This is a genomic window from Phenylobacterium sp. (genome assembly GCF_031360265.1).
Lineage (GTDB): Bacteria > Pseudomonadota > Alphaproteobacteria > Caulobacterales > Caulobacteraceae > Phenylobacterium.
Genome location: NZ_JANMBF010000085.1, coordinates 1 through 23,464, shown reverse-complemented (window position 1 = coordinate 23,464; position 23,464 = coordinate 1). Strand labels below are relative to the sequence as shown.

Here is a 23,464-nt window from a genome sequence, read left to right as displayed (position 1 = left end):
CCCGGCTGTTGCAAGCCTTCCCAAGGGGCTGCTTTTTCGAACTTTGCTATAAGGTCCGCTGATGGACGCCCGCGTCGCGCCCGACCCCGCAGCCACGAAGCCCGCGCCCATGCTTACCCACCTGCAACGCCTGGAAGCCGAGAGCATCCACATCTTCCGCGAAGTCGTGGCGGAGTGTGAGAACCCGGTGATGCTCTATTCCATCGGCAAGGATTCCGCGGTGATGCTGCGCCTCGCCCAGAAGGCCTTCTATCCGTCCAGGCCGCCGTTCCCGCTGCTGCACGTCGACACCACCTGGAAGTTCCGCGCCATGTACGCCATGCGCGAACGTATGGCGCGCGAGAGCGGCATGGACCTGATCGTCCACAAGAACCCGGAAGCCCAGGCGCGGGGGATCAACCCCTTCGACCATGGCGCGCTGCACACCGACATGTGGAAGACCGAGGGGCTGAAGCAGGCCATCGAACAGCACGGCTTCGACGCGGCCTTCGGCGGCGGCCGGCGCGACGAGGAGAAGTCCCGGGCCAAGGAACGCATCCTGTCGTTCCGCTCGGCCCAGCACCGCTGGGATCCCAAGCTGCAACGCCCGGAGCTCTGGCGGCTCTACAACACCCGCAAGGGTCCGGGAGAGACCTTCCGGGCCTTCCCGATCTCCAACTGGACCGAGCTCGACATCTGGCAATACATCTACCTGGAGGACATCCCCATCGTGCCGCTCTATTTCGCCGGGGTCCGTCCGGTGGTGGAGCGCGACGGCAACCTGATCATGGTCGATGACGAGCGCATGCGGCTGCTGCCCGGCGAGGTCCCGCAGATGCGCTCGATCCGCTTCCGCACCCAGGGCGACTTCCCGCTGACCGGCGCCATCGAGTCGACGGCGGCCACCCTTCCCGAGATCATCCAGGAGATGCTGCTGGCCACCACCTCGGAGCGCCAGGGCCGGGTCATCGACCACGACCAGGCCGCCTCGATGGAAAAGAAGAAGCAGGAGGGGTACTTCTGATGGCCCTCATCGCCCCCCGTCTACCTCGCGCCGTCGCTCCGCGACGGGGGAGGTAGAATGGCCCACGTCTCCGACCTCATCGCCGAGGACATCGAGGCCTATCTCCACGCCCACCAGCACAAGTCGCTGCTGCGGTTCCTCACCTGCGGCTCGGTGGACGACGGCAAGTCGACGCTGATCGGCCGCCTGCTCTACGACTCCAAGATGATCTTCGAGGACCAGCTGGCGGCGCTGGAGGCGGATTCCCGCAAGGTCGGCACCCAGGGCGGCGAGATCGACTTCGCCCTGCTGGTGGACGGGCTGGCCGCCGAGCGTGAGCAGGGCATCACCATCGACGTCGCCTACCGCTTCTTCTCCACCGACAAGCGCAAGTTCATTGTCGCCGACACCCCGGGCCATGAACAATACACTCGCAACATGGTCACCGGCGCCTCGACCGCCGACGCCGCGGTGATCCTGATCGACGCGCGCAAGGGCGTGCTGACCCAGACCCGTAGGCACAGCTACCTGGTGAACCTGCTGGGCATCCGCCACATCGTGCTGGCGGTCAACAAGATGGACCTGGTGGATTGGAGCCAGGCCCGCTTCGACGAAATCGTCAACCAATACCGCGCCTTCGCCGACCAGATCGGCGTGCGCGAATTCACCGCCATCCCGATGTCGGCCCTGCGCGGCGAGAACATCACCGAGCCCAGCGCGCTTGCGCCCTGGTATGCCGGCCCGCCCCTGCTGCGCTGGCTGGAGGCCGCGCCGGTGGAGGACGACCTGCGCGGCGCGCCGTTCCGCCTGCCGGTCCAGTGGGTCAATCGGCCCAACCTCGATTTCCGCGGCTTTTCCGGGATGATCGCGTCGGGCGTCATCCGCCCCGGCGACAGGATCAAGGCCCTGCCCTCGGGCCGGGAGAGCACGGTCGACCGCATCGTCACCCTGACCGGCGACCTGCCGCAGGCCGTGGCCGGCCAGTCCGTCACCCTGACCCTGGCCGACGAGATCGACATCAGCCGCGGCGACGTGCTGGCCGCCGCCGCCAGTCCGCCGGCCGTCGCCGACCAGTTCGAGGCGACGCTGGTGTGGTTTGACGAAGAGGCCATGCTGCCGGGCCGGCCCTATCTGATGAAGCTGGGCGCGCGCACCGTCGCGGCCCAGGTCTCCGAACCCAAGTTCAAGGTCAACGTCAACACCCTGGAGCACCTGGCCGCGCGCCGCCTCGAGCTGAACGAGATCGGCGTCTGCAACCTGTCGCTCGACGCCCCCATCGCCTTCGACCCCTATGCGCGCAGTCACGACCTGGGCGGCTTCATCCTGATCGACCGGATTTCCAACCGCACGGTGGCGGCCGGAATGCTGCACTTCGCGCTGCGCCGCAGCCAGAACATCCACTGGCAGGCGATGGACGTGGACAAGACCGCGCGCGCCGCGGGCAAGGGGCAAAAGGCGCGCGTCGTCTGGCTGACCGGCCTGTCCGGCGCGGGCAAGTCGACCATCGCCAACCTGGTGGAAAAGCGCCTGGCCGCCGAAGGCCGCCACACCTACCTGCTCGACGGCGACAATGTCCGTCACGGCCTCAACAAGGACCTGGGCTTCACCGAGGCCGACCGGGTCGAGAACATCCGGCGCGTCGCCGAGGTCGCCAAGCTGATGGTCGACGCCGGCCTGATCGTGCTGGTCTCGTTCATCTCGCCGTTCCGCGCCGAGCGGCAGATGGCCCGCGACCTGATGGGCGACCGCGAGTTCGTCGAGGTGTTCATCGACACGCCGATCGCCGAGGCGGAACGGCGCGACGTCAAGGGGCTCTACGCCAAGGCCCGCGCCGGCGAGCTGAAGAACTTCACCGGCGTGGATTCGCCCTACGAGGCGCCGGAGGCGCCGGAGATCCGCATCGACACCACCCGGGCCACGCCCGAGCAGGCCGCCGAGCGGATTTTCGACTGGCTGGAGGGCGGCGGGTTCGATCCGGTGATCTGACGGGCGCCGCCCTGCCGTCGGCGCAAAGAAAAAGAGCCCCGGCGCGAACCGGGGCTCTCTTGTCTTGTACGCTCGGCCTGGATCAGGCCGTGACGGCGACCCGACGGCGGCGAAGCACCGCGCCCAGACCGAAGAAGCCCAGGATCATCATCGCCCAGGAGGTCGGCTCCGGCACCGTGGTCAGCGAAACGCCATCCAGCAGGGCCGCCGGGGGCAGGCCCAGCGGGGTGCCGATCGAGAGGAACGACAGCAGCTGGCTGGTGCTCGTGGCGGTGAACCTGTGGGTCACCGTGAACCAGCCCTGCGCATCCTTGCTGGGGTTCGAGACGATCGCGGTGGTGAAGGTGTCCGCGCCGAAATCGACCTTCAGCTTCTCGGTCGTGGCGCCGACACGGCTCTTGTATTGCGCGACCGCCCAGTCGAACGACAGCGTGTAGACCTTGCCGATCTTCAGACCGTTGATCATCTGCTGAAGCGGACCGTTGGCGCTGGTGTCGCCATCCAGCACCACAAAGGCGCCGCCGTCGGGATCGGGAACCGGCGGAAGCTTCCAGAGATACTGGCCCTGAGCTCCGGTTACGGTGCTGCCGGTTGGATTGAAGCGGTCGCGGGCATTGATGGTCGTCGCCACCGTCCCGTTGGGCTCCCACACGTTGAAGGCCTTCACGGACGGCGAGGTCCAGCCGAGCAGGGTCTGACCGTAGACCCAGGAAGCCCCGAATTCGTGCGCGAACTTCTGCGAGCTGGTTTCGAACCCGCCATTCACGACAAGGTTGACAGCGGCATGGGCGCTGCTGCTCACCGCCATCACGGCCGCAATGGCCGAAATTGTCTTAAGTTTCATACGGTGTTCACTCCTCAACCCTGTCCAGATCACGATCAGCCTTAGTAAGTTTGTGTTATCCAATTTCGCATTCAACGAGTCAAACGAGTGCACGCAGGAGGCGAAATTTTAATTCACGTGAGCCGATCTGCCTCCCAAAGGAGGCCAGTTGCACTCTATCTGATACGCAAACGGGCGCCTAGCGGCCTCCTGGGGCGCGCAAGCTTGGCCTTAGCGCAATGCCGCGGCGCCACGCCAAGGTGAAGTCCCCGGCGCCCTGGATCGCCGCGGCCGGCCTGGCGCTGGGCGCGATCTGCGCGGGCCTTGGCCTGCTGTCATTGGGCGGCGCCTTCAGCGCCCGGCTTGACGTGCTGACCCACCTGGCGCCGCTTTGGGGTCTCGGTGCGGTCGTCGGCGTCGCCCTGGCGGCCAGGGGCAGACGGTCCAACCTCGTGCACGCGACCCTCCTGGCCACCATCGCCCTGGCCGCGGGCGCGCTGTTGATCGCCCCGGAATTCCTGCGATCGACCGGTCCCGTGGCGCCGCCCGCAGCGCCCGGACAGCTGAAGATCATCCAGTTCAACGCCTCGCGCGACAATCCGCGACGGGCCGGGATCGTCGACTGGCTGGTCGCCGAACGGCCCGATGTCGTGATGATCGAGGAAGCCACCCCGGCCTTACGTGACGCCATCCTCGCCCGGACCGGCTGGCATGTGGCCGGCGCCGCCACGACCGCGATGATCTTCACCCCGGCTCCCTACCTGGTCATGCGCCGCCCCACGGTCGGGCCGGGCTCGAAGCTGGTCTGGGTCAACGCCACCTATGCGAGCGCCAGCGGACCCTTCGAGGCGGTGGTCACCCACTTCACCTGGCCCACGCGGGCCATCCATCGCGGCCAGAGCCTGGACATGCGCCGGGTGCTGGCCGAACTCCCCCGCGACCGGACCATCCTGGCCGGAGACTTCAACTCGACGCCCTGGTCCTTCACCCGCCGGGCCGACGACCGGGCCTTCGGACTGCTGCGGCGCGACCGCGCGCTGGCCTCCTGGCCCGCCGATGGAGTCGGGGTCCGGGGCGTCGCGGCCCCCTTCCCGTTCCTGCCGATCGACCACGTCTATGCCGGCGCCGGCTGGGCGACGGTGAGCGTCCGGCGCGGGCCGCGCCTGGGATCGGATCACTATCCCGTGGTCGTCACCCTGGCCCCCATAGCGGCCCCGACAGCGCGCGCCGGCGCGTGGGCGACGTCGGCGGCGGTGAAGTCGCGCAGCACGGCGGCGAACTCCAGCATGATCCCGTTGGGGTCGCGGAAATAGACCGAGCGCACCCAGACGCCCTCGTGCACCGCCGCCGCCACGCCCATCGGGCTGTCGTCGTGATTGACCACCATCGGCACCGAGACCTCGACGCCGGCCGCCTGCAGCCGTGCGACCGAGGCTTCCAGCTCGCCTTCGTCCAGGTGGAAGGCGACGTGGTTCATTGAGCCCACCGCGGTCTTGGGCTCGCTGGGGAAATGCTTCACCGAGGCCACGCCCGGCGCCTGCGGCGGCGTATCGGGCCACCAGAAGAACGCCAGCAGCGACTCGCCGCCGCAATCGAAGAAGAAGTGCTGCCCGCCGTCCGGCAGACCCACGGTCTTGACCAGCGGCATGCCCAGCGCCTCGGTATAGAACTTGACCGTCTCGGCCATGTCGCGACAGACCAGCGCGAGATGGTTGATGCCCTTGGTCTGCATGGGGTTCACCCTCAGAATTCCAGAACGATCTTGCCGAAATGCTCGCCGCCGGCCATCGCCGCGAACGCTGCCTTCGCCTGCGTGAACGGATAGACCTTATCGACCACCGGGCCAATCCTGTGCAGCTCGATGGCCCGGCACATGGCCTCGAACATGTCGCGCGAACCCACCGACAGGCCCTGCAGCTTCGCCGAATTGCCGATCAGGCTGGCCGGGTTGAACGCCTCGCCGGCGCCGGCGACCACCCCGATGATGGCGATGTGACCGCCGATCCGCACGGCCTTCATGCTCTCCTGGATGGTCCCGCCCCCGCCGACCTCCATGATGAAGTCCGCGCCCACGCCGCCGGTGGCCTCGCGCACCGGTCCGGACCAGGCCGGCGTGGTCCTATAGTTCACCAGATGATCGGCCCCCAGCGCCTTGGCCCGCGCCAGCTTGTCGTCCGACGACGAGGTGACCACTGTCCTGAATCCCGCCGCATGGGCGAACTGCAGGCCGAAGATCGAGACCCCGCCGGTGCCCTGCAACACCACCGTATCGCCCGGCTGCAGCCGGGCGTCCTCGAACAGCCCCCGCCACGCCGTCAGCGCCGCGCAGGGCAGGGTCGCCACCTGCTGGTCGCTGAGGAACGCCGGAACCTTGGAGACGCCCTGCTCGCTGAAGGTCTGCAACTCCGACCCCGCCCCGGGAATCGGAAATCCCAGCGCCGAGACCAGTCCCGCGAGCGTCGGCGGCCCGGAGATCCAGCGCTGGAAGAACAGCGTCGCCACCCGGTCGCCCACCGTCACCCGCGTGACACCCTCGCCCACCGCCTCGACGACGCCGCAGCCGTCCGAGAAGGGGGTGATCGGCCCGCCCATGGCCGGGCCGCGCGCATACATTCCCTGGACCATCAGGAGGTCGCGATAGTTCAGCGACACCGCCCGCATGCGCACCAGCACTTCGCCGGGACCGGGCGCCGGGTCCGGCGCCTCGATCACCGCGATCTGGTCGATCCCCCAGGGCTCCGAGACGCTGAGCGCGCGCATGTCCTGATCTCCAATGGCTTTGGTGGCATCATTGGCGCGCCCGGGCGGCCCTGGGCAAGGGCGCCCTGGCGTCAGGGCGCTTCAGTCGTCCAGCCGCTGCATCCCATAGAGCCTGAGCGCTCCGGCCAGGCCCGCCGCCGACATCGCCGCCATCAGCAGGTAGCCGTGGGCGCCGGCGCGGTCGAACAGCCAGCCCGAGATCAGGGTGGCGATCCCGGCGAACACCCCGCCCGACAGCGCCGAGTTCAGCGACTGCGCCGCCGAGGCGTTGGCGGGCGTCGACAGGCGCTCCACCAGCAATAGGGAGGCAAAGAAGGTCGCCGCGTAGCTGAGCGCATGCAGCATCTGCAGCGGAAACAGCAGCCACAGCGGCGGCGAGAGCGCCAGCGCGCTCCACCGCACGATCGCCGCGACCCCGCCCAGCACCAGCAGGTTGCGCGGCCCGATCCGCCGCCGCCAGGGCTCCAGGAACCACATGAAGCCGATCTCGGTCGCCACGCCGACCGCCCAGAGTACGCCGGTCATGCCCTCCCCGATCCCCTGCCGCTTCCAGGCCAGCGTCGAGAATCCATAGTAGAAAGCGTGGGCCGACTGGATCAGGCCGGCGGAGACCGCCACGGTCATGAACACCGGGTCGCGCAGCAATCCGCCCAGGCCCGCCATCCGCTCGGCCAACGGCTGGGCGGCCAACGGCTGGGCGGCATGGCCCTGCGCCTGCACCGGGTCGGGCGGCAACAGCAGCCGGGCGGCCAGCCCGGTGGCGGCCACCGCGGCCACCATCCAGACCAGCACGAACTCCGGCGATCCGCGGCTGAGGATCGCGCCCATGCCCAGGTTGCCGACGATGAAGGCGGCCGAGCCGATGCCCCTTGGCCAGCCGAAGTTGAACCCGTCGCGACGCGCGCGGGCCAGCGCGATCACGTCGGCGAGCGGCGACAGGGTCGAATACATCGACGACGCGGCGAACCAGACCACCGCCCACCCGACAAACCCCAGCGGCAGCGCCATCGCGGCGTAGGCGACGGTCACCGCCGCGGCCACCAGGATCAATGGCGTGCGCCTCAAGGTGAAACTGTCGGCCCAGACCGCCAGCAACGGCGCGGTGACCGCCCGCGCCAGCATTGGCAAGGACAGGATCAACCCGATCCGGCTGCCCGACAGCCCATGATGGGCGAACCACACCGGCAGATAGGGCGACGCCACCCCCGTGCCAATGAAGATCGCCCCGTAGAAGAGGCCAAGGCGCAGGGGGAGCGACATCCGGGCGTTCTACGGGAGAGGCCCGCGAGTCGCACCCTTCCGAGGTAGCAAGTCGGCCGACATGGGCGGAAATTGCGATGGTGGGAAGTTTGAAGCTCCAAACTCAGACAGGCCGCGAGTTGGAAAGCCGCGATCGGCTAAGGTCCCGCATCCCCGGCGCCGAAACGGGCGCTGGCCAAGCCCCCGAGCAGGGCGACCATCTCGGCTTGGCGACGACAGCCGGTCTTCTCCAGTACGCCGCGCAGTTGATTGCGGATCGTCGTCGCCGATAGGCCGCTGGCTTCGGCGATCTCCTCCACCGATTGGCCGGCGCCCAGACCACGGGCAACGCGAGCCTCGGCCGGCGTCAGGTCAAACAACGAACGCACCAACTCCACGGGCAATGCCTGAGGCAGGGTCACGGGCGTGAGCACGAGCACGCCCGCGCCATGGACGAAGATGTCGCGCGCATGGCCGCGGACCGGGACGACGTGGGCCACCAGCGAGGCGCGCGCGTCCGCCCCGCGCACGGCGAAGGACCGGGCTGCGCCCCCTGGCCGCCCTTGACCGAGGGCGGCGACCACCACCTGTAGTTGGGCGTCCGCGGCAGGATCGCCCAAGGCGATGCGGTCGCCGGCACGCCAGTGCACCTGAAGGCCGAGGTCTTCGATGAGGCTGTTGGCGGCCACCACTCGACCCACGGAATCGAACACCAGCGCCGGAAGGCCGAGCAGGGCCAAGGTCTCACTGGCGGCCCTGGCCCGCTCAAGCTGCAGCCGGGCCGAGAGCAGGGCGCTGCGGGCTAGGTGGGGCCGCAGGACGTCCAGCTGCTCAACCACATCGGGCTCGACCGGCCCCCGCGACCGGAATCGCTCAAGGGTCAGGACAATCGTGTCGCCGGTCGGCAATGGGACGGCGGTGGCGGTCGCCCAGCCCAAGCCCATTGGCCATAGCAGATCGCGGTAGAGCGGATCGGCGGCCATTTCCGCCTCGTTGGCATAGCCGTCCTGGTCGGTCAGGAAGCCGGCATGCTGCAGTTCCACCAGGCGACGGAATCGCTCGCCACAGGCCAGAAGGTTCTTTTCGATCAGCGCGTCCCAAACCTCGATCATGCTGGCCGACGTGGTCCAGTTCAGCACAGAGGTGTGAGCGGTGAGCAGGCAGCCTCCACGCGCATCGGCGATCTGCGACAATGCATCCAGGACGCTCGGCCATTCGCCGGGGAAGAAGGCGCATTCATAAATGTGGTCGATCAGCTGCTGATCCACGCCGCCACCCAGCACCAGAGGATCGCAGCACAACACGACGACCCGCGCGTCGCCCAGCATGACCGGGCGTCGGCAAAGGTCAAATTTCGCCAGCCGCTTGATCAGATTTGATCATGCGGCCGCGGTCTTCGCCGCCTAAGCTTGTCGCCAGGATCGGGCCGCGACCGGAGTTCGGAGCGAGGTCCGTGGCGTGGAGGTGGACTATGCGCTTTGCGAGTATTGGTCTCGGTGCGGTGTTGATAGCGGCGGCGCAACCAGCGCTGGCGAGCGGTTTTCCGCTCGCAACTGCGACGGGCACGGTGAGCGCCACTCAACGGTTTGGTGTTGGGGGCTCGTCCCACACGGGGACCGGCGGCTACGACGACCATCTCGACTACAAGGGCTTCGGATCGACTTCTGCGGGCAACCTTTCGACCATCACGCCGTTCGTCAGCGCGGCGGGCCAGGGTCCGGCCTGCTTCTGCGGACCCGGTACGGGCGGCGGCGAGGGCAGAGCCTCACTCAGCTATAGCTTCGCCTTCGTCGGCGGCGACCCTAGCGAGGTGATCCCGCTCTCGATCACCTACAAGATGACCCTGTCCGCCAAGGATTTCGGCGTGGCGGACGGACAGTTTCTGGTCTTCCGCGGGCCCGTCGCCCCGTTCCTTCGCGGTTCAATCTACAATGACAGCACCCAGGTTGGCGGCACCACCGGGGTGTACAGCCTTGATGTGACCCGGCACTTTGCCTTCTACACCCTGGGCTACGCGGAAAACTCAATCTACATGGCTGCGCGGGCGATCAGCAGCGACTCCTTCACCTTTGGCTCGGCCATGGCCTTTGTCGATCCCATCATCTCGATCGACCCGGGTTTCGCGGCGCTGCATCCGGAAATCTCTCTGGTTCTCAGCGAGGGCGTCCTCAACCGTGAACCGGGTGCGGCGGGCGTGCCGGAGCCGGCGGCCTGGGTGTTGTTGGCTGGCGGTTTGGGAATGGCCGGAGCAGCCCTTCGCCGGCGCCGCTCAATCGCCCGTGACCTGCTCCGCCTGCCCTCCTGACGCCGGAGAACCAGACCACCGCCCATCCGGCGAACCCCAGCGGCGCTGCAACGCGACAAGCCTGTCGCCCTACCTCCCCCGCAAAGCGGCGGGAGGGGGACCGCGCCCCGCAGAGGGCGTGGTGGAGGGGGCAAGCCCCGGGCGTGACATCGCCTCAAGCCAAGGCGGAAAGCGCCACCGTCACCCACTCGGCGAGGGTTCGATGCGCGGTTTTGATCGTGGTGTGGTCGCGATCCCAAGGCGCGTACTCTCGGGCCAACACCGCATTCCAGTCCGGCATGAGCATACCAGGGATGTCACTCGTCCTCGTTTCAACTCTCAGCCGGTGTTCCACGGGATCGCTGCAAACCACTTCCAGCCAGAAAATCTTGGAGCCGACTTGTCGAGCGACCTCGCGCCATCGCTCTCGCGTGGATGGCCAATCGTTCACGCAGTCGGCGATCACGTCACGTCCCAGGGCCAGGTTATCCGCCGCCACCGCCTGGGCGGCGCGATAGGTCCAGTCCTTGAGGTCCGCCGGCGCTGTGCCGGAGGCCCAGATGGCTTGGTCCATTGTGTCGACGCGAAGCCACATAGCCTCAAGCCGCGCCGCCAACTCGCGCGCGATGCTCGATTTCCCTGCCGCGGGCAGTCCCGCCATGACGATCAATTTCGCCAAGGGTGCGTACCGGGTGTCTGGCGCTTGGGCATCCGGAGGCTTCCGATATCGCCAACGGCTGGGCAAGCGCTCCCAGGGAGTACGACGACCCCGCCTGGCGCGGCTCGAGGTGAGCGTCCTCCTCCGCTGTGGGCGGAGGGTCATGAAACCGCGGAGATCGCCGAGATACGCGGATAGGCCGGGTCACACCGGAAGCCTCCGCGTATCTTCGCAATCTCCGCGGTTGATCAAGTCGGACTCGCGATGGACGCGGGCGCAGCCTCGCGTAATGTCCGATCAGTGATCAGGGAGGCCGAGATGATAGGCGCCAACAGCCGCGATCGTGAACTGCGCGCGCGCGCCGCCGCGGTGATCCCCGGCGGCATGTACGGCCACCAGTCGACCGGCCTGTTGCCCGACGACTATCCGCAGTTCTTCGCGCGCGGAGACGGCGCCCACATCTGGGATGTCGACGGACGGCGCTACCTCGACCTGATGTGCGCCTATGGCCCGAACCTGTTCGGCTATGCCAACCCGGGGATCGACGCGGCCTATGTCCGGCAACTGGGCCTTGGCGACACCCTGACCGGCCCCACCGCCCTGATCGTCGAGCTGGCCGAGGCCTTCGTGGCCCTGGTCGGCCACGCCGACTGGGCGATGTTCTGCAAGAACGGCACCGACGCCACCACCATGGCGCTGACCACCGCGCGCGCCCACACTCGGCGGCGCATCGTCATCCGGGCCAAGGGCGCCTATCACGGCGCGGCGCCCTGGTGCGTGCCTCGCCCGGCCGGGACCCTCGACAGCGACCGGAGCCACCAGATCGTCTGTGACTACAACGATGTCGCCAGCCTGGAGGCCGCCGTCGCCCAGGCCGGCGACGACCTGGCCTGCATCTTCGCCGCGCCGTTCAAGCACGACGCCTTCATCGACCAGGCCGAGCCGGATCCGGCCTATGCCCGCCGCGCGCGGGCGCTATGCGACGCCACCGGCGCCCTGCTGGTGGTGGACGATGTCCGCGCCGGCCTGAGGCTGGCCCGCGATTGTTCCTGGTCGAGGATCGGCGTCCAGCCGGACCTCTCGACCTGGGGCAAGTGCATCGCCAACGGCCACGGCCTTTCGGCGCTGTTGGGCAACGACAAGGCCCGCAAGGCGGCCGCGACGATCTATGTCACAGGCTCGTTCTGGTATCAGGCCGCGCCCATGGCCGCGGCGCTGGAGACCCTGCGCCTGGTGCGCGACACCGATTATCTGGAGCGGATCGTCGCCCTGGGCGAGCGCCTGCGCGCCGGCCTGGGCGAACGCGCGACGGCCGCCGGCTTCTCGCTGCGCCAGACCGGGCCAGTGACCATGCCGCTGTTCCTGTTCGACGAGGACCCGGACCTGCGGCGCGGCTTCTGCTTCGCCAGCGAGATGCTGGAGCGCGGCGTCTATACCCACCCCTGGCACAACATGTTCCTCTGCGCGGCCATGACGGAGGCCGACATCGAGACCGCGCTGGACGCCGCCGAGGGCGCGTTCGCGGCGCTGAAGCGCCAGGCCCCCACCCTTTCGCCGGTTCCCAAGCTGGCGTTCCTGACCACCGGCGGCACGAGGTAATCCCATGGAAATGCCCGACTACTCCGACTACGACGGCCTGGGCCTGGCCGAGCTGGTCGCCAAGAAGGCGGTGACGGCGCTGGAACTCACCGAGGCCGCCATCGAACGCATCGAACGGCACAACCCGACCCTCAACGCCGTGGTCTACAAGGGTTACGACGACGCTCGGAAGTGGGCTGCGGGCGACCTGCCCGACGGGCCGTTCAAGGGCGTGCCCTTCCTGATCAAGGACCTGGGCATGCCGGTGGCTGGCTGGCCGCGCAGCCATGGGAGCAGGTTCGCCCGGGGCATCGTCGATACCGAGGACTGCGGCCTGACCCGCCGCTATCGGCAGGCCGGCGTCATCCCGCTCGGCAAGACCAATACGCCGGAGTACGGCATCACCGGCACCACCGAGAGCGCCCACCTGGGCCCCTGTCGCAACCCCTGGAACCCCGGCCACATCGCCGGCGGCTCGTCCGGCGGCGCCGCCTCGGCGGTGGCGGCGGGCATCGTGCCCATGGCGCATGCCTCCGACGGCCTGGGCTCGATCCGCATTCCGGCCGCCTGCTGCGGGCTCGTCGGCCTGAAGGTGACGCGCGACCGCAACCCGAACCTGCCCGACGGCTTCGACTACGCCATGGGCAATGTGGTCGACCATGTGGTCACCCGCACGGTGCGCGATTCAGCCGCCATGCTGGACGCCACCGGCTACGCCGAGCCCGGCGCGCCCTACCCGCAGCCGCCCAAGGACCGGCCCTATGTCGAGGAAATCACCCGCGGCCCCGGCAGGCTTAGGATCGCCTGGTCGTCGGAAACCCCGTCCGGGCGGCCCATCGAGCCGGAAATCCAGGTGGCCCTGGAACGCACCGCCGCCCTGCTGAAGGGCCTCGGCCACGAGGTGATCGAAAAGGGCCTCGGCATCGACTATCGCGCGCTGTTCGCCGCGCGCGGACCGTCGGCGGCGGCCAATTTCGCCGCCGGCATGGCCCGGCTGATCGACCAGGTCGGCCGCGAGCCGGAGCCTGACGAGCTGGAGCCGCTGACCTGGGCCACGCTGAAGGCCGGCCGTCGCCAGACCGGCGCCGACGTCATGCGGTCGATGCAGGAAATCCGCATGCTCAACCGCTCGACGCTGGCCTTCTTCAAGGACATCGACGTCTATCTGACGCCGGTGCTGGGCACGCCGGTGCCGCAGATCGGCTTCATCGACCCGGTGAACCTGGAGCCCCGGGAGGTGAACCGGCGCCAGGGTCGCACCTTCCCCTTCACCCCGCCCTTCAACTTCTCCGGCCAGCCGTCGCTGTCGCTGCCACTGGAGATGGACACAGCCGGCCTGCCGATCGGCATGATGTTCACCGCCCGCTACGCCGATGAGACGACCCTGTTCCGGCTGGCCGCCCAGCTGGAGAAGGAGGCCCCCTGGAAGGACCGCCGGCCCCAGGTCTGGGGTTAGTGGGAGTCGGGGGCTGATGGCGCTCTGGACCCGCCGAAGTTGGATGACCCTGGCGGCGCTGGGCGGTTTCCTGGCCGTGGCGATCGGCGCCTTTGCCGCCCACGGGGTCACCGATCCCAAGGCGGCCGAGTGGCTGAAGACCGGGTCGATGTACGGCTTCATGCACGCCATGGCGACGTTCGCCTGCGCCACCTTTATGCAGATCGGCGCCCGGCGCGCGCGGTTCGCCCCGGCGTTCTTCCTGTCGGGCGTGCTGCTGTTCTCGGGCTCGCTCTACGCCATGGCGCTGGGCGCCCCGCGCTGGCTGGGCGCGGTGACGCCGATCGGCGGGCTCTGCTTCCTGGTCGGCTGGGCGATCCTGGCCTGGGCCGCGCGCGGGGTGGACCCGGCCTAAGCGGATGTCGTGCCCGGCCTGGGCAGGGCCAGCAGGTGCAACGCCGCGGCGGATCCGACCATGGCGACCAGCATCACCGCGGCCATCGGCCTTGGGGTCCCGTCATGCAGCAGACCCACCGCCGCCGACGCCAGGGCGCCCATGCTGAAGGACGCGCCGCCCATCAGCGCCGAGACCGAGCCCGCCCGGCGCGGGTCGACGTTCAAGGCGCCGGCCATGGTGTTGCCCTGGATGAACCCGTAGGTGGCGAGCAGCGCGAACAGCAGCCCCAGCACGCTCCATCGCTCGCCGATGCCGGTCATCGTGGCGGCCAGCAGCACCACCCCCAGTCCCGCGGCGATCAGGCTGGACCGGGCCAGCACCTCGTCGGGCGTGCGCTGGCGCAGCAGGATGCGGTTCACCTGATTGCCGCCGATGATGCCCACCGCGTTCAACCCGAACACCCAGCCGAACGCCGCCGGCGAGAAGCCGTAGGTCTTGATCAGCAATCCGGGAGACGAGGCGACATAGGTGAACAGCGTCGCGCCGTTCAGGGCGCCAGCCAGGGCATAGCCGACAAGGCGCGGTTCGCGCAGCAGGGCGAGATAGGCCTGCAGCGGGTTTTCGGTGCGGGCGTGGGCGGTGGTCTCGGCGCTGCGCGATTCCTTCAGGCCCAGGAAACCGGCGAGGCCGACCGCCAGGCCGAAGGCGACCATGAACCAGAAGGTCAGCCGCCAGCCGCCAAAGCTCAGCAGGGCGCTGCCCAGCAACGGCGCCAGGATCGGCGCCAGGCCCATGATCAGCATCAGCAGCGACAGCATCCGCGCGGTCTCGGTGTGGCCGAAGCGGTCGCGGACCACGGCGCGCGACACCACCCCGCCGGCGCAGGCGCCCACCGCCTGGACGAACCGCGCGGCGATCAGCGTCCCGGGCGATACGGCCAGCGCGCAGGCTGCCGAAGCAGCCACGAAGATCACCACGCCCAGCAGGATCGGCGCGCGGCGGCCCAGCCGGTCGGCGGCCGGCCCATAGAACATCTGGCCCGCGGCCATGCCGGCGAGAAAGGCGGCCATGGTGGTCTGGGTCTGGCTGGGCGAGGCGTGCAGGTCCACCGCCAGCGCCGGCAGGCTGGGCAGGTACATGTCGATGCCCAGAGGCCCCATGGCCGTCAGCGAGCCCAGCAGCACCACCAGGCCCCAGGGCGTGCGTTCGGGCTGTGGCGTGACCGGCATGGCGTCCTCTTAGCCGGTTTCGCGCCCCTGTCTTCTCCGCTCCAGCCGGTCTTCCCCGTTCCAGCGGGCGCGGTTTTGTTGCAAAGGTGACCGCCCAGCCCCGGAGCCACCGCCCATGTCCGCCCTCGACAGCCAGATGCCGACCGTGCAGCGCGCCAAGGTCAACGGCATCGAGATGGCCTACTACGAAGCCGGTCCCCGCCAGGGCGTGCCGGTCGTGCTGTGCCACGGCTTCCCGGAACTGGCCTTTTCCTGGCGTCACCAGATCACGGCGCTGGCCGCCGCCGGCCGCTGGGTGATCGCGCCGGACCAGCGCGGCTATGGCCTGACTTCGCGGCCCGAGGCGGTCACCGACTACGACCTCGCCCACCTCACCGGCGACCTGGTGGGTCTGCTGGATCACCTGGGCGTCGCGAAAGCGATCTTCTGCGGCCATGACTGGGGCGGCATCATCGTCTGGCAGATGCCGCTGCTGCACCCCGACCGCGTGGCCGGCGTGATCGGCCTCAACACCCCGTTCATGGCGCGCGCCCCCGCCGACCCGATCGCGATCATGCGCAGCCGCTTCGGCGAGGATATGTACATCGTGCATTTTCAGAAGCCCGGCGAGGCCGACGCGGTGCTGGACGCCGATGTGGCCAAGGCCATGGGCTTCTTCATGCGCAGGCCGGCGCCGGAGACCCCGGCGGCCAGCGGCGGCCTGTCGGCCAACTTCTCGGGACGGCCCGACGAGACCCCGCCGACCTCGACCTTCGCCCTGATCGACATGCTCAAACTCTACGATCCAGCGGTCGATCCCCGCCCCGAGCTGCTCAGCGCCGAGGAAATGGCGGTGTTCGTGGAAAGCTTCCGGCGCACCGGCTTCACCGGCGGCATCAACTGGTACCGCAACTTCACGCGCAACTGGGCGATGTCCGAGGGGGTCGACCAGCAGGTGCGGGTTCCGGGGCTGATGGTGATGGCCGAGAAGGACGCGGTCCTGCCGCCCTCGGCCGCCGACGGCATGGAAGCCTATGTCGCCGACCTGGAGAAGGCGCTGGTCAGGGAGTCCGGCCACTGGACGCAGCAGGAGAAACCTGACGATGTGAACCGCATCATCCTGGACTGGCTGGCCAGACGTTTTCCCACTTAGATATCAGCCGCTTCCCACAGTAGATTGGCTCATATGGAACGCAGCACGCCCCCGCCCGCCGTCTCGACCGCCGCCAACCGGCGCGGCCTGTTTTCGGACAACGAGCCCATCGCCTCCGGCTGGCTGCCGGCCGATGGGGCCCACGAGATCTACTACGAGGAATGCGGCGCGCCGAACGGCAAACCCTGCGTGATCCTGCACGGCGGCCCGGGCGGGGCGATCAACCCGACCATGCGCCGGTTCTTCGATCCGGCGAAATGGCGGATGGCGCTGTTCGACCAGCGCGGCTGCGGCAAGAGCCGGCCCAACGCCAGCCTCGAGGACAACACCACCTGGACCCTGATCGGCGACATCGAACGGCTGCGGGTGCATCTGGGCGTAGAGAAATGGTGCGTGTTCGGCGGTTCGTGGGGCTCAACCCTGGCCCTGGCCTACGCCATCGTCCATCCCGAGCGCGTGGAGAGCCTGGTGCTGCGTGGGGTGTTTCTGCTCACCGAACGCGAGCTCGCCTGGTTCTACCAGGACGGCGCCTGCATGCTGTTTCCCGACGCCTGGGCCAGGTTCTGCGCGCCGATCCCGCTGGCCGAGCGCGGCGACATGATCGGCGCCTACCATAAGCGGCTGACCCATCCCGACCGCCGGGTTCAGGCCGAGGCCGCCGCCGCCTGGAGCCAGTGGGAGGGCGACACCATCTCGATCCGTGGGCCGGAGGCCAGGCCCTCGAAGTTCAACGAGATCGATTTCGCCATCGCGTTCGCCCGCATCGAGTGCCACTTCTTCGCCAACCACGGCTTTTTCCCCGAGGAAGGCTGGGTGCTGAACAACGCCGCCAAGCTGAAATCCATCCCGGGCTGGATCGTCCAGGGCCGCTTCGACGTGGTCACCCCGATGGAATCCGCGTGGAAGCTGAAGACCGCCTGGCCCGGCGCCCGCTTCGAGGTCGTGTGGGACGCCGGCCACGCGTCGACCGAGCCCGGCATCATCGACGCCCTTGTGCGGGCCACCGACCAGGCGTTGTCAGTCTAGCAGGCGTTGCGCGCGGCTCCGCGCCGGCGCACATCTGTTGTATCAGCCGGGAGGGTTCCCGGAACCAAGGGAGATCACTCGATGCGCCACACCCTGTTCGCCGCCGTCGCCGTCGCCGGCCTGATGGCCGCAAGCGCCGCCACCGCCCAGATGAGCCACTACACCGCCACCCTGAAGGGCGCTGACGGCGTCAAGGGGACCGGCGAGGTCCTGGCCATGCTGGACGGCAAGACCTTCAGCTATTCGGTGACCTACAAGGACCTTACCGGTCCGGCCGTGGCCGCCCACTTCCACATGACCATCGCCCCCAACACCAGCGGCCCGCCGGTCCTGCCGGTGGTCGTGACGCCGAGCCCGATCAAGGGCGCGGCCCAGCTCAGTGACACCCAGATCGCCGACCTCAACGCCGGCAGGTGGTACTTCAATATCCACACCGCGGCCAACCCCGGCGGCGAGATCCGCGGAACCCTGATCCACTAGCCAGGTGGCGGGAACCCAAGGAATCCTCCGATGGCCCGTCGCTACGTCGATCTCTCGGTACCCATCGAGGCCGACATCGAGTCCGATCCGCCGGGCTCCGAGCCCAAGGTCCGCTACATCGACCACCAGGAGTCCTGGAAGGGGTTGGCCGCGTCCTTCCCCGGTCTGACCCAGGCGGATCTGCTGGACGGCCAGGGCTGGGCTGTCGAGGTCTTGCAACTGTCCACCCACAACGGCACCCACATGGATGCGCCGTGGCACTTTCACGCCACGCAGGATGAGGCTCTGCCGGGCGGCGGGCGGCGCGCCGAGACCATCGACGAGCTGCCGCTGGACTGGTGCCAGAGACCGGGCGTAAAGCTCGATTTTCGCCACTTCGCCGACGGCTACGTGGTCACCGCCCAGGACGTCGAGGCCGAACTGACGCGGATCGGCTACACGCTCAAGGCCTTCGACATCGTGGTCATCAACACCGGCGCCGGCGGCAAATATGGCCAGAAGGGCTATGTGGCCTCCGGCTGCGGCATGGGGCGCGAGGCGACGCTCTATCTGGCCGAACGCGGGGTGAAGATCGTCGGCACGGACGGCTGGTCCTGGGACGCGCCCTTTGTCCATACCGCCAAGCGCTGGGCCGAGACCCGCGACCCGAAGATCATCTGGGAAGGCCACAAGGCCGGCCGCGAGATCGGCTACTATCAGATGGAGAAACTGGCCAACCTCGACGCCCTGCCGCCCTTCGGGTTCGAGATTTCGTGCTTTCCGGTGAAGATCAAGGCGGCCGGCGCCGGCTGGATCCGCGCCGTGGCGATCTTCGAGGCGTGACCGGCAATCTTGCGAGGGCGATTGCCGGGAGGCTGCTTACACGCCTTGCCATTCGCGCAAAGCGGGTAATATTGAAAAATGCAGCTTGCGAGGACTCCATGCGCCGCACTGTCGTCGGAATCGCCATGGCCGTCGCAATGGGCGCTTCGGCGTCCTGGGCCGGCGACCTGCAGGCCGCTCCGGTCCCGCAAGCTGCAACGACGGAGTCCGCGCAAACCGGGCTTGAGCCGTCGCCTCCCGAGCTCCGCGGCGAGGCCCTGGCGCCGAAGGCGGCTGACGGCGGCCGCAAGGAGCGCTTTGGGGGCAAGCTCTACCTCGTTCTGCTGGACGACAGGGACCATCCCTCGATCCGTGGGGGCCGCAGTCTATGGGCGCTTCAGCAGGACCTGACCTATAGGGCCGGCGCACAGGACGATCTGATCAGGGCGCCAGCAGGCTTCGTGACCGACCTGGCGTCGATCCCACGCTGGGCCTGGACGCTGCTGCCGCCCGACGGACCCTGGGTGAAGGCCGCCGTGATCCACGACTTCCTCTATCGGACCCAAGGGACGGGTGTCTGGAAGGGCCATCCCGCCAGCATCGCGCGGCCGCAGCCCTACACCCGCGCCGAGGCCGACGGAATCCTGCGCGAAGCCATGGCCGATCGCGGGGTCGGCCCCTTGGCGCGCAACATCATCTGGGCCGCCGTCCGCGTCGGCGGGTCCGCAGGCTGGGGCAGCTAGAGCCCTTCGCGCTCAGGTTGGCTCGACCTGAGTGGAGGAGAAGGGCTCCAGATATAAGCGACGACCCTGTTCCTTCCCGGCTGACTTGATCCAAGTCAGCCGGGACAGGGTCTAGCCGCTCCGGCGAAGAGGGATCCACGCCTCAGCTGCGATAGTCCCCGTTGATCTCGACGTAGCGTTTGGTGAGGTCGCAGGTCCACATGGTGGCGGCGGCGCGGCCGACGCCGACATCGACGCTGACCTCCAGCTCGGAATTCTTCATGTAGGCGCTCATCTTCGCCTCGTCGTAGGTGGGCGAGACCAGGCCGTCGTGGGCCGCAACCAGGTCGCCGAACTTCACGCTCATCGAGTCCCGGTCCATTGGCTCATCTGCTCGCCCGACCGCCATGACGATGCGGCCCCAGTTGGCGTCCTCGCCGGCGAAGGCGGTCTTGACCAGCGGGCTCTCGCAGATGGTCCGCGCGATCTTCCGCGCCGAGGCGTGGGTCTGCGCGCCCGTGACCGTGACCGTGATGAACTTAGCGGCGCCCTCGCCGTCCCGGACCAGCTGTTGGGCGAGATCCATCAGCACCTGCTCCAGCTTGTCGCGGAAGTCGGCCAGGCGCCGGTCGCCGGCCCGGCTGATCTTCGCAGCGCCGGACTGGCCGGTGGCGAACAGCAACAGCGTGTCGTTGGTCGAGCGATCCCCGTCCACCGTCACCGCGTTGAAGGTCGAGCGGGTATAGAGGCTGACCAGGTTCTGCAGGGCGCCGGGCGAAATCGCCGCGTCGGTGACCACGAAGGCCAGCATGGTGGCCATATCCGGCGCGATCATCCCCGACCCCTTGGCGATGCCGCTGATCCTGACCTCCACCCCGTCGATCTCGGCCACCGCGTGCGCCCCCTTGGGAAACGTGTCGGTGGTCATGATCGCCTGGGCCGCGCCGGCCCAGCCGTCGTCGGTGAACCTGTGCTCGATGTCGGGCAGGCGATGGACGATCCTGGCGTCGTCCAGCAGCACGCCGATCACGCCGGTGGAGGCCACCATCACGTCGCGCTGGCGGCAGTCGAAGCGCTTGGCCGCCGCCGAACAGACCCGACGCACCGCGTCGGCGCCGGGCCGCCCGGTGAAGGAATTGGCGCAGCCGGCGTTGACCACCAGGGCGCGGACGCCCTCACCCTTGGTCATCTCCAGATGCCGTTTGCACCAGTCCACCGGGGCGGAGCCGACGCCATGGCGGGTGAACACCCCGGCCGCGCTGGCCCCCATCGGAAAGGTCATCACCAAAAGGTCGTCGCGCTCGTGCTTGTAGAACCCGGCCCGGGCGGTGGCCATGCGCACCCCGGCGATCGGCGGCATGGCTGGGAACGCCACGGCCAGGGGGGACACGGGCAAGGCGGCCTTCGCCGGCGAAGGCGCGGCCGACGACGGTGCGCCGCCCGCGAAGTTCCGCGCCTGCTTGTAGGCGCGCTCCAGGGTCTGACCGACAACCTCGACCGGGCGAGTGGCGGCCTCCAGCACCTTGGCGGCGGGTTTTCCGGGAGGCTTGTTGGGGGGCTTCGCAGTGGGCTTGCGGGTCATTTGCCGGTTCCCTTGGCGGACGCGGACGCGGCCGGCGGCGGCGCGGCGGGCGGCGGCGCAAGCTTCGGCGCATCGGCCGGCGGGCGGGCCTGGCCCGGATTGTCCGACTTGACCAGGACCTCGACCTTGGAGCGCCCGCGCAGCTTCTCCAGCAGATCACGGATCTGGTCGTAGGTCAGGAAGCGAACGATCTGCGGCCGGGCGGCCTCGAGCGTGATCGGCTGTTCCAGCCGGCGGTCCTCGACCTTGAGGATCGCGAAACCGCCCTCCACCGCGAACGGCCCCACCACGGCGCCGGCCTTGGCGTCCTTGAGCGCCGCGTCATAGGCCTCGGGCATCACATCGACGGTGAAATAGCCCAGGTCGCCGCCGTTGAAGCGGGTGGCGGCGTCGTGCGACCGCTCCATCGCCAGGGCCTGGAACGACGCCCCGGAGGCCAGCAGTTTCTTCACCGCCTCGGCGTCGGCCGCGGTGGCCAGCACGATCTGGCGCGCGTGGATCTCCTCCGACCGCTTGGCCAGCTTCAGCTGCTCCTGATAGAGGCCGCGGATGGCGTTGTCGTTGACCGCGTCGGCGACCACGCCCTCCACCAGCATATCGCCCAGTATACGCTCGCGCGCGGCGGCCAGCCGACGCTGGGCCAGCGGATCCTTGTCCAGCTTGCGCTTCAGCGCCTCGGCCGCCAGCAGCTTCTGATCGACCACCTCGTCCAGCACCCGGCGGAACAGATCGGATGAGGCGTCCAGCGGCTCGCCCTCGCCGATCAGGCTTTGCGCCACCGCCTCGCGCTTGACGTCGGAGGACCAGACGGTCTCGCCATTGACCCTGGCCACCGCCTTGTCGCCGCGCTCCGGCGCATGTTCCGCCCCGCCGCCCTTGCCGCAGGCCGCCAGGCTGAGCGCCACGGCCAGCAGCAGACCGCTCAGCAGCGCCGAGCCAAGACGGTTGCGCCGTTCTACGGCCATGCGGATCCCCCTTGAGGCGGATGGGAAACGCCGTCGGCGGCGTCGCCCGTCCCTAGCCATTTAAGTTCCGGGATGCAAAGGTTGCCCCGACTGCGCCCGGACCCTGAGGCGCCTTGAGATCAATTTTCCCGGGAGGATCATCTACCATGCGCGAAGCCGTTATCGTCTCCTACGCCAGGACCGGACTTGCCAAGTCCGCGCGCGGCGGATTCAACATCACCCCGACCGTGTCGATCGCCGCGCACGCGGTGAAGCACGCCGTCGCCAAGGCCGGCGTCGAAGGCGCGGCCGTGGAAGACATCTTCATGGGCAACGTCGCCCACGGCGGCGGCAATATCGCCCGCCAGGCCGGGCTTCTGGCCGGACTGCCGATCACCACCTCGGGCGTGACCGTCAACCGCTTCTGCTCCTCGGGCCTGCAGACCATCGGCATGGCCGCCAACTTCGTGCGCAACGACGGCGCTGACGTTGTGGTGGCCGGCGGGGTGGAGACCATCTCCATGCCCAACATGGGGACCGGCAAGGACAACAACGATCCTGAGCTGGCCAGGATGTATCCGGCGATCTTCATGCCGATGATCGACACCGCCGACATCGTCGCCGAACGCTACAATCTCAGCCGCGAGTACCAGGATGAGTATTCCCTGGAATCCCAGCGCCGGATGGCCGCGGCGCAACAGGCCGGAAAATTCGCCGACGAGATCGTCCCGATGAAAACCAAGATGAAGCTGGTCAACAAGGACACCAAGGAAGAGACCATCGTCGACTATGTCGTCGATCTCGACGAGTGCAATCGCCCCGACACGACGATGGAGGGCCTCGCCAAGCTCGAGCCGGTGAAGGGCCCAGGCAATTTCATCACCGCCGGCAATGCTTCGCAGCTTTCCGACGGCGCCGCCGCGGTGGTGCTGATGGAAGCCAAGGCGGCCGAGAAGGCCGGCTTGCAGCCGATGGGCCGCTTCATGGGCTGGACCGCCGCCGGCTGCCAGCCGGACGAGATGGGCATCGGCCCGGTGTTCGCGGTGCCGCGCCTGCTGCAGCGCTTCGGCCTGAAGGTCGACGACATCGACCTGTGGGAGCTCAACGAGGCGTTCGCCTCGCAGTGCCTCTACAGCCGCGACCAGCTGCACATCGATCCGGCCAAGTACAACGTCAATGGCGGCTCGATCGCCATCGGCCATCCCTTCGGTATGACGGGCGCGCGCCTCACCGGCCACATCCTGCAGGAAGGCCGTCGCCGCAAGGCGAAGTACGCCGTCGTCACGATGTGCATCGGCGGCGGCCAGGGCGGCGCGGGTTTGTTCGAGGTTTTCAACTGAACGGCGCGTCTGCCTGATTGAAATGGACAAGGCCGGGGCGGAATCGTCCCGGCCTTTTTCTTTGCG

Annotated in this window: 21 protein-coding genes and 1 pseudogene; 13 read left to right on the top strand and 9 right to left on the bottom strand. The window is 68.6% G+C overall.

The annotated features are described in order from the left end of the window. Nucleotides 1-61: 61 nt before the first annotated feature. Nucleotides 62-1,003, top strand: a complete 942-nt coding sequence (cysD, locus tag RMN86_RS07845; RefSeq protein ID WP_309605281.1) for a sulfate adenylyltransferase subunit CysD — start codon at nucleotides 62-64, stop codon at nucleotides 1,001-1,003. 57 nt (nucleotides 1,004-1,060) lie between these two features. Further along, entirely contained in the window at nucleotides 1,061-2,968 is a 1,908-nt protein-coding gene (gene cysN / locus RMN86_RS07840) for a sulfate adenylyltransferase subunit CysN (protein ID WP_309605280.1), read from the top strand. An 82-nt stretch (nucleotides 2,969-3,050) separates the two neighbouring features. Here the strand turns inward: cysN and RMN86_RS07835 are convergent, their stop codons facing one another. Then, complete coding sequence (locus tag RMN86_RS07835) at nucleotides 3,051-3,812, bottom strand: PEPxxWA-CTERM sorting domain-containing protein (RefSeq protein ID WP_309605279.1); 762 nt, start codon at nucleotides 3,810-3,812, stop codon at nucleotides 3,051-3,053. A 218-nt stretch (nucleotides 3,813-4,030) separates the two neighbouring features. Between RMN86_RS07835 and RMN86_RS07830 the strand changes: the two are divergent. After that, nucleotides 4,031-4,957, top strand: a pseudogene (locus tag RMN86_RS07830) (endonuclease/exonuclease/phosphatase family protein); the annotation flags it as partial. 11 nt (nucleotides 4,958-4,968) lie between these two features. Here the strand turns inward: RMN86_RS07830 and RMN86_RS07825 are convergent. The 4 genes from RMN86_RS07825 to RMN86_RS07810 form a co-directional block, all read right to left on the bottom strand. Then, entirely contained in the window at nucleotides 4,969-5,523 is a 555-nt protein-coding gene (locus tag RMN86_RS07825; protein WP_309605278.1) for a VOC family protein, read from the bottom strand. Between the two features lie 11 nt (nucleotides 5,524-5,534). Further along, nucleotides 5,535-6,551: an NAD(P)-dependent alcohol dehydrogenase gene (locus RMN86_RS07820; RefSeq protein WP_309605277.1), complete on the bottom strand. Its 1,017-nt coding sequence runs from the start codon at nucleotides 6,549-6,551 to the stop codon at nucleotides 5,535-5,537. A gap of 81 nt (nucleotides 6,552-6,632) precedes the next feature. Further along, nucleotides 6,633-7,811, bottom strand: coding sequence for an MFS transporter (locus RMN86_RS07815; RefSeq protein ID WP_309605276.1), 1,179 nt, complete (start codon nucleotides 7,809-7,811; stop codon nucleotides 6,633-6,635). Nucleotides 7,812-7,948: 137 nt separating this feature from the next. After that, complete coding sequence (locus RMN86_RS07810; RefSeq protein WP_309605275.1) at nucleotides 7,949-9,118, bottom strand: helix-turn-helix transcriptional regulator; 1,170 nt, start codon at nucleotides 9,116-9,118, stop codon at nucleotides 7,949-7,951. A 143-nt stretch (nucleotides 9,119-9,261) separates the two neighbouring features. On the opposite strand from RMN86_RS07810, the gene RMN86_RS07805 reads away from it, so the two are divergent. Further along, nucleotides 9,262-10,095 (top strand): PEP-CTERM sorting domain-containing protein, encoded by an 834-nt coding sequence (locus tag RMN86_RS07805; RefSeq protein WP_309605274.1) that lies wholly within the window; start codon nucleotides 9,262-9,264, stop codon nucleotides 10,093-10,095. A 154-nt stretch (nucleotides 10,096-10,249) separates the two neighbouring features. On the opposite strand, the gene RMN86_RS07800 is transcribed toward RMN86_RS07805, so the two are convergent. Continuing rightward, nucleotides 10,250-10,753: an AAA family ATPase gene (locus RMN86_RS07800; RefSeq protein WP_309605273.1), complete on the bottom strand. Its 504-nt coding sequence runs from the start codon at nucleotides 10,751-10,753 to the stop codon at nucleotides 10,250-10,252. Nucleotides 10,754-11,050: 297 nt separating this feature from the next. Here RMN86_RS07800 and RMN86_RS07795 point away from each other — a divergent pair, with 297 nt between their 5' ends. From RMN86_RS07795 to RMN86_RS07785, 3 genes are read left to right on the top strand one after another with little or no spacing between them, the layout of a single operon-like run. Next, nucleotides 11,051-12,331, top strand: coding sequence for an aminotransferase class III-fold pyridoxal phosphate-dependent enzyme (locus tag RMN86_RS07795; protein ID WP_309605272.1), 1,281 nt, complete (start codon nucleotides 11,051-11,053; stop codon nucleotides 12,329-12,331). A gap of 4 nt (nucleotides 12,332-12,335) precedes the next feature. Continuing rightward, nucleotides 12,336-13,766 (top strand): amidase family protein, encoded by a 1,431-nt coding sequence (locus RMN86_RS07790; RefSeq protein WP_309605271.1) that lies wholly within the window; start codon nucleotides 12,336-12,338, stop codon nucleotides 13,764-13,766. A gap of 16 nt (nucleotides 13,767-13,782) precedes the next feature. After that, a complete protein-coding gene (locus tag RMN86_RS07785) occupies nucleotides 13,783-14,160 on the top strand; it encodes a DUF423 domain-containing protein (RefSeq protein ID WP_309605270.1) in 378 nt (125 codons plus the stop codon). Here RMN86_RS07785 and RMN86_RS07780 read toward each other — a convergent pair. Further along, nucleotides 14,157-15,371 (bottom strand): multidrug effflux MFS transporter, encoded by a 1,215-nt coding sequence (locus RMN86_RS07780; protein ID WP_309605269.1) that lies wholly within the window; start codon nucleotides 15,369-15,371, stop codon nucleotides 14,157-14,159. The genes RMN86_RS07785 and RMN86_RS07780 overlap by 4 nt on opposite strands. Nucleotides 15,372-15,486: 115 nt before the next feature. On the opposite strand from RMN86_RS07780, the gene RMN86_RS07775 reads away from it, so the two are divergent. The 5 genes from RMN86_RS07775 to RMN86_RS07755 all read left to right on the top strand — a co-directional run bounded on the left by RMN86_RS07775 (nucleotide 15,487) and on the right by RMN86_RS07755 (nucleotide 19,553). Further along, entirely contained in the window at nucleotides 15,487-16,503 is a 1,017-nt protein-coding gene (locus RMN86_RS07775; RefSeq protein WP_309605268.1) for an alpha/beta hydrolase, read from the top strand. Between the two features lie 33 nt (nucleotides 16,504-16,536). Next, the gene (pip, locus tag RMN86_RS07770) at nucleotides 16,537-17,529 is read left to right on the top strand and encodes a prolyl aminopeptidase (RefSeq protein ID WP_309605267.1); all 993 of its coding nucleotides are present in this window, start codon (nucleotides 16,537-16,539) and stop codon (nucleotides 17,527-17,529) included. A gap of 81 nt (nucleotides 17,530-17,610) precedes the next feature. After that, nucleotides 17,611-18,009 carry a CHRD domain-containing protein gene (locus RMN86_RS07765; protein WP_309605266.1) on the top strand — a complete coding sequence of 133 codons (399 nt, stop codon included), beginning with the start codon at nucleotides 17,611-17,613 and terminating at the stop codon, nucleotides 18,007-18,009. Between the two features lie 30 nt (nucleotides 18,010-18,039). Continuing rightward, nucleotides 18,040-18,831: a cyclase family protein gene (locus tag RMN86_RS07760; RefSeq protein WP_309605265.1), complete on the top strand. Its 792-nt coding sequence runs from the start codon at nucleotides 18,040-18,042 to the stop codon at nucleotides 18,829-18,831. Between the two features lie 98 nt (nucleotides 18,832-18,929). Then, nucleotides 18,930-19,553 (top strand): DUF1353 domain-containing protein, encoded by a 624-nt coding sequence (locus tag RMN86_RS07755; protein WP_309605264.1) that lies wholly within the window; start codon nucleotides 18,930-18,932, stop codon nucleotides 19,551-19,553. Nucleotides 19,554-19,695: 142 nt separating this feature from the next. On the opposite strand, the gene argJ is transcribed toward RMN86_RS07755, so the two are convergent. Together argJ and RMN86_RS07745 are read right to left on the bottom strand one after the other, a co-directional pair. Then, a complete protein-coding gene (gene argJ / locus RMN86_RS07750) occupies nucleotides 19,696-21,114 on the bottom strand; it encodes a bifunctional glutamate N-acetyltransferase/amino-acid acetyltransferase ArgJ (protein WP_309605263.1) in 1,419 nt (472 codons plus the stop codon). Further along, complete coding sequence (locus RMN86_RS07745; protein ID WP_309605262.1) at nucleotides 21,111-22,079, bottom strand: peptidylprolyl isomerase; 969 nt, start codon at nucleotides 22,077-22,079, stop codon at nucleotides 21,111-21,113. Before RMN86_RS07745 ends, argJ begins: the two co-directional genes overlap by 4 nt. 146 nt (nucleotides 22,080-22,225) lie before the next feature. Between RMN86_RS07745 and RMN86_RS07740 the strand changes: the two genes are divergently transcribed. After that, nucleotides 22,226-23,398 (top strand): acetyl-CoA C-acyltransferase, encoded by a 1,173-nt coding sequence (locus tag RMN86_RS07740; RefSeq protein WP_309605261.1) that lies wholly within the window; start codon nucleotides 22,226-22,228, stop codon nucleotides 23,396-23,398. The last annotated feature ends 66 nt before the right edge of the window (nucleotides 23,399-23,464 follow it).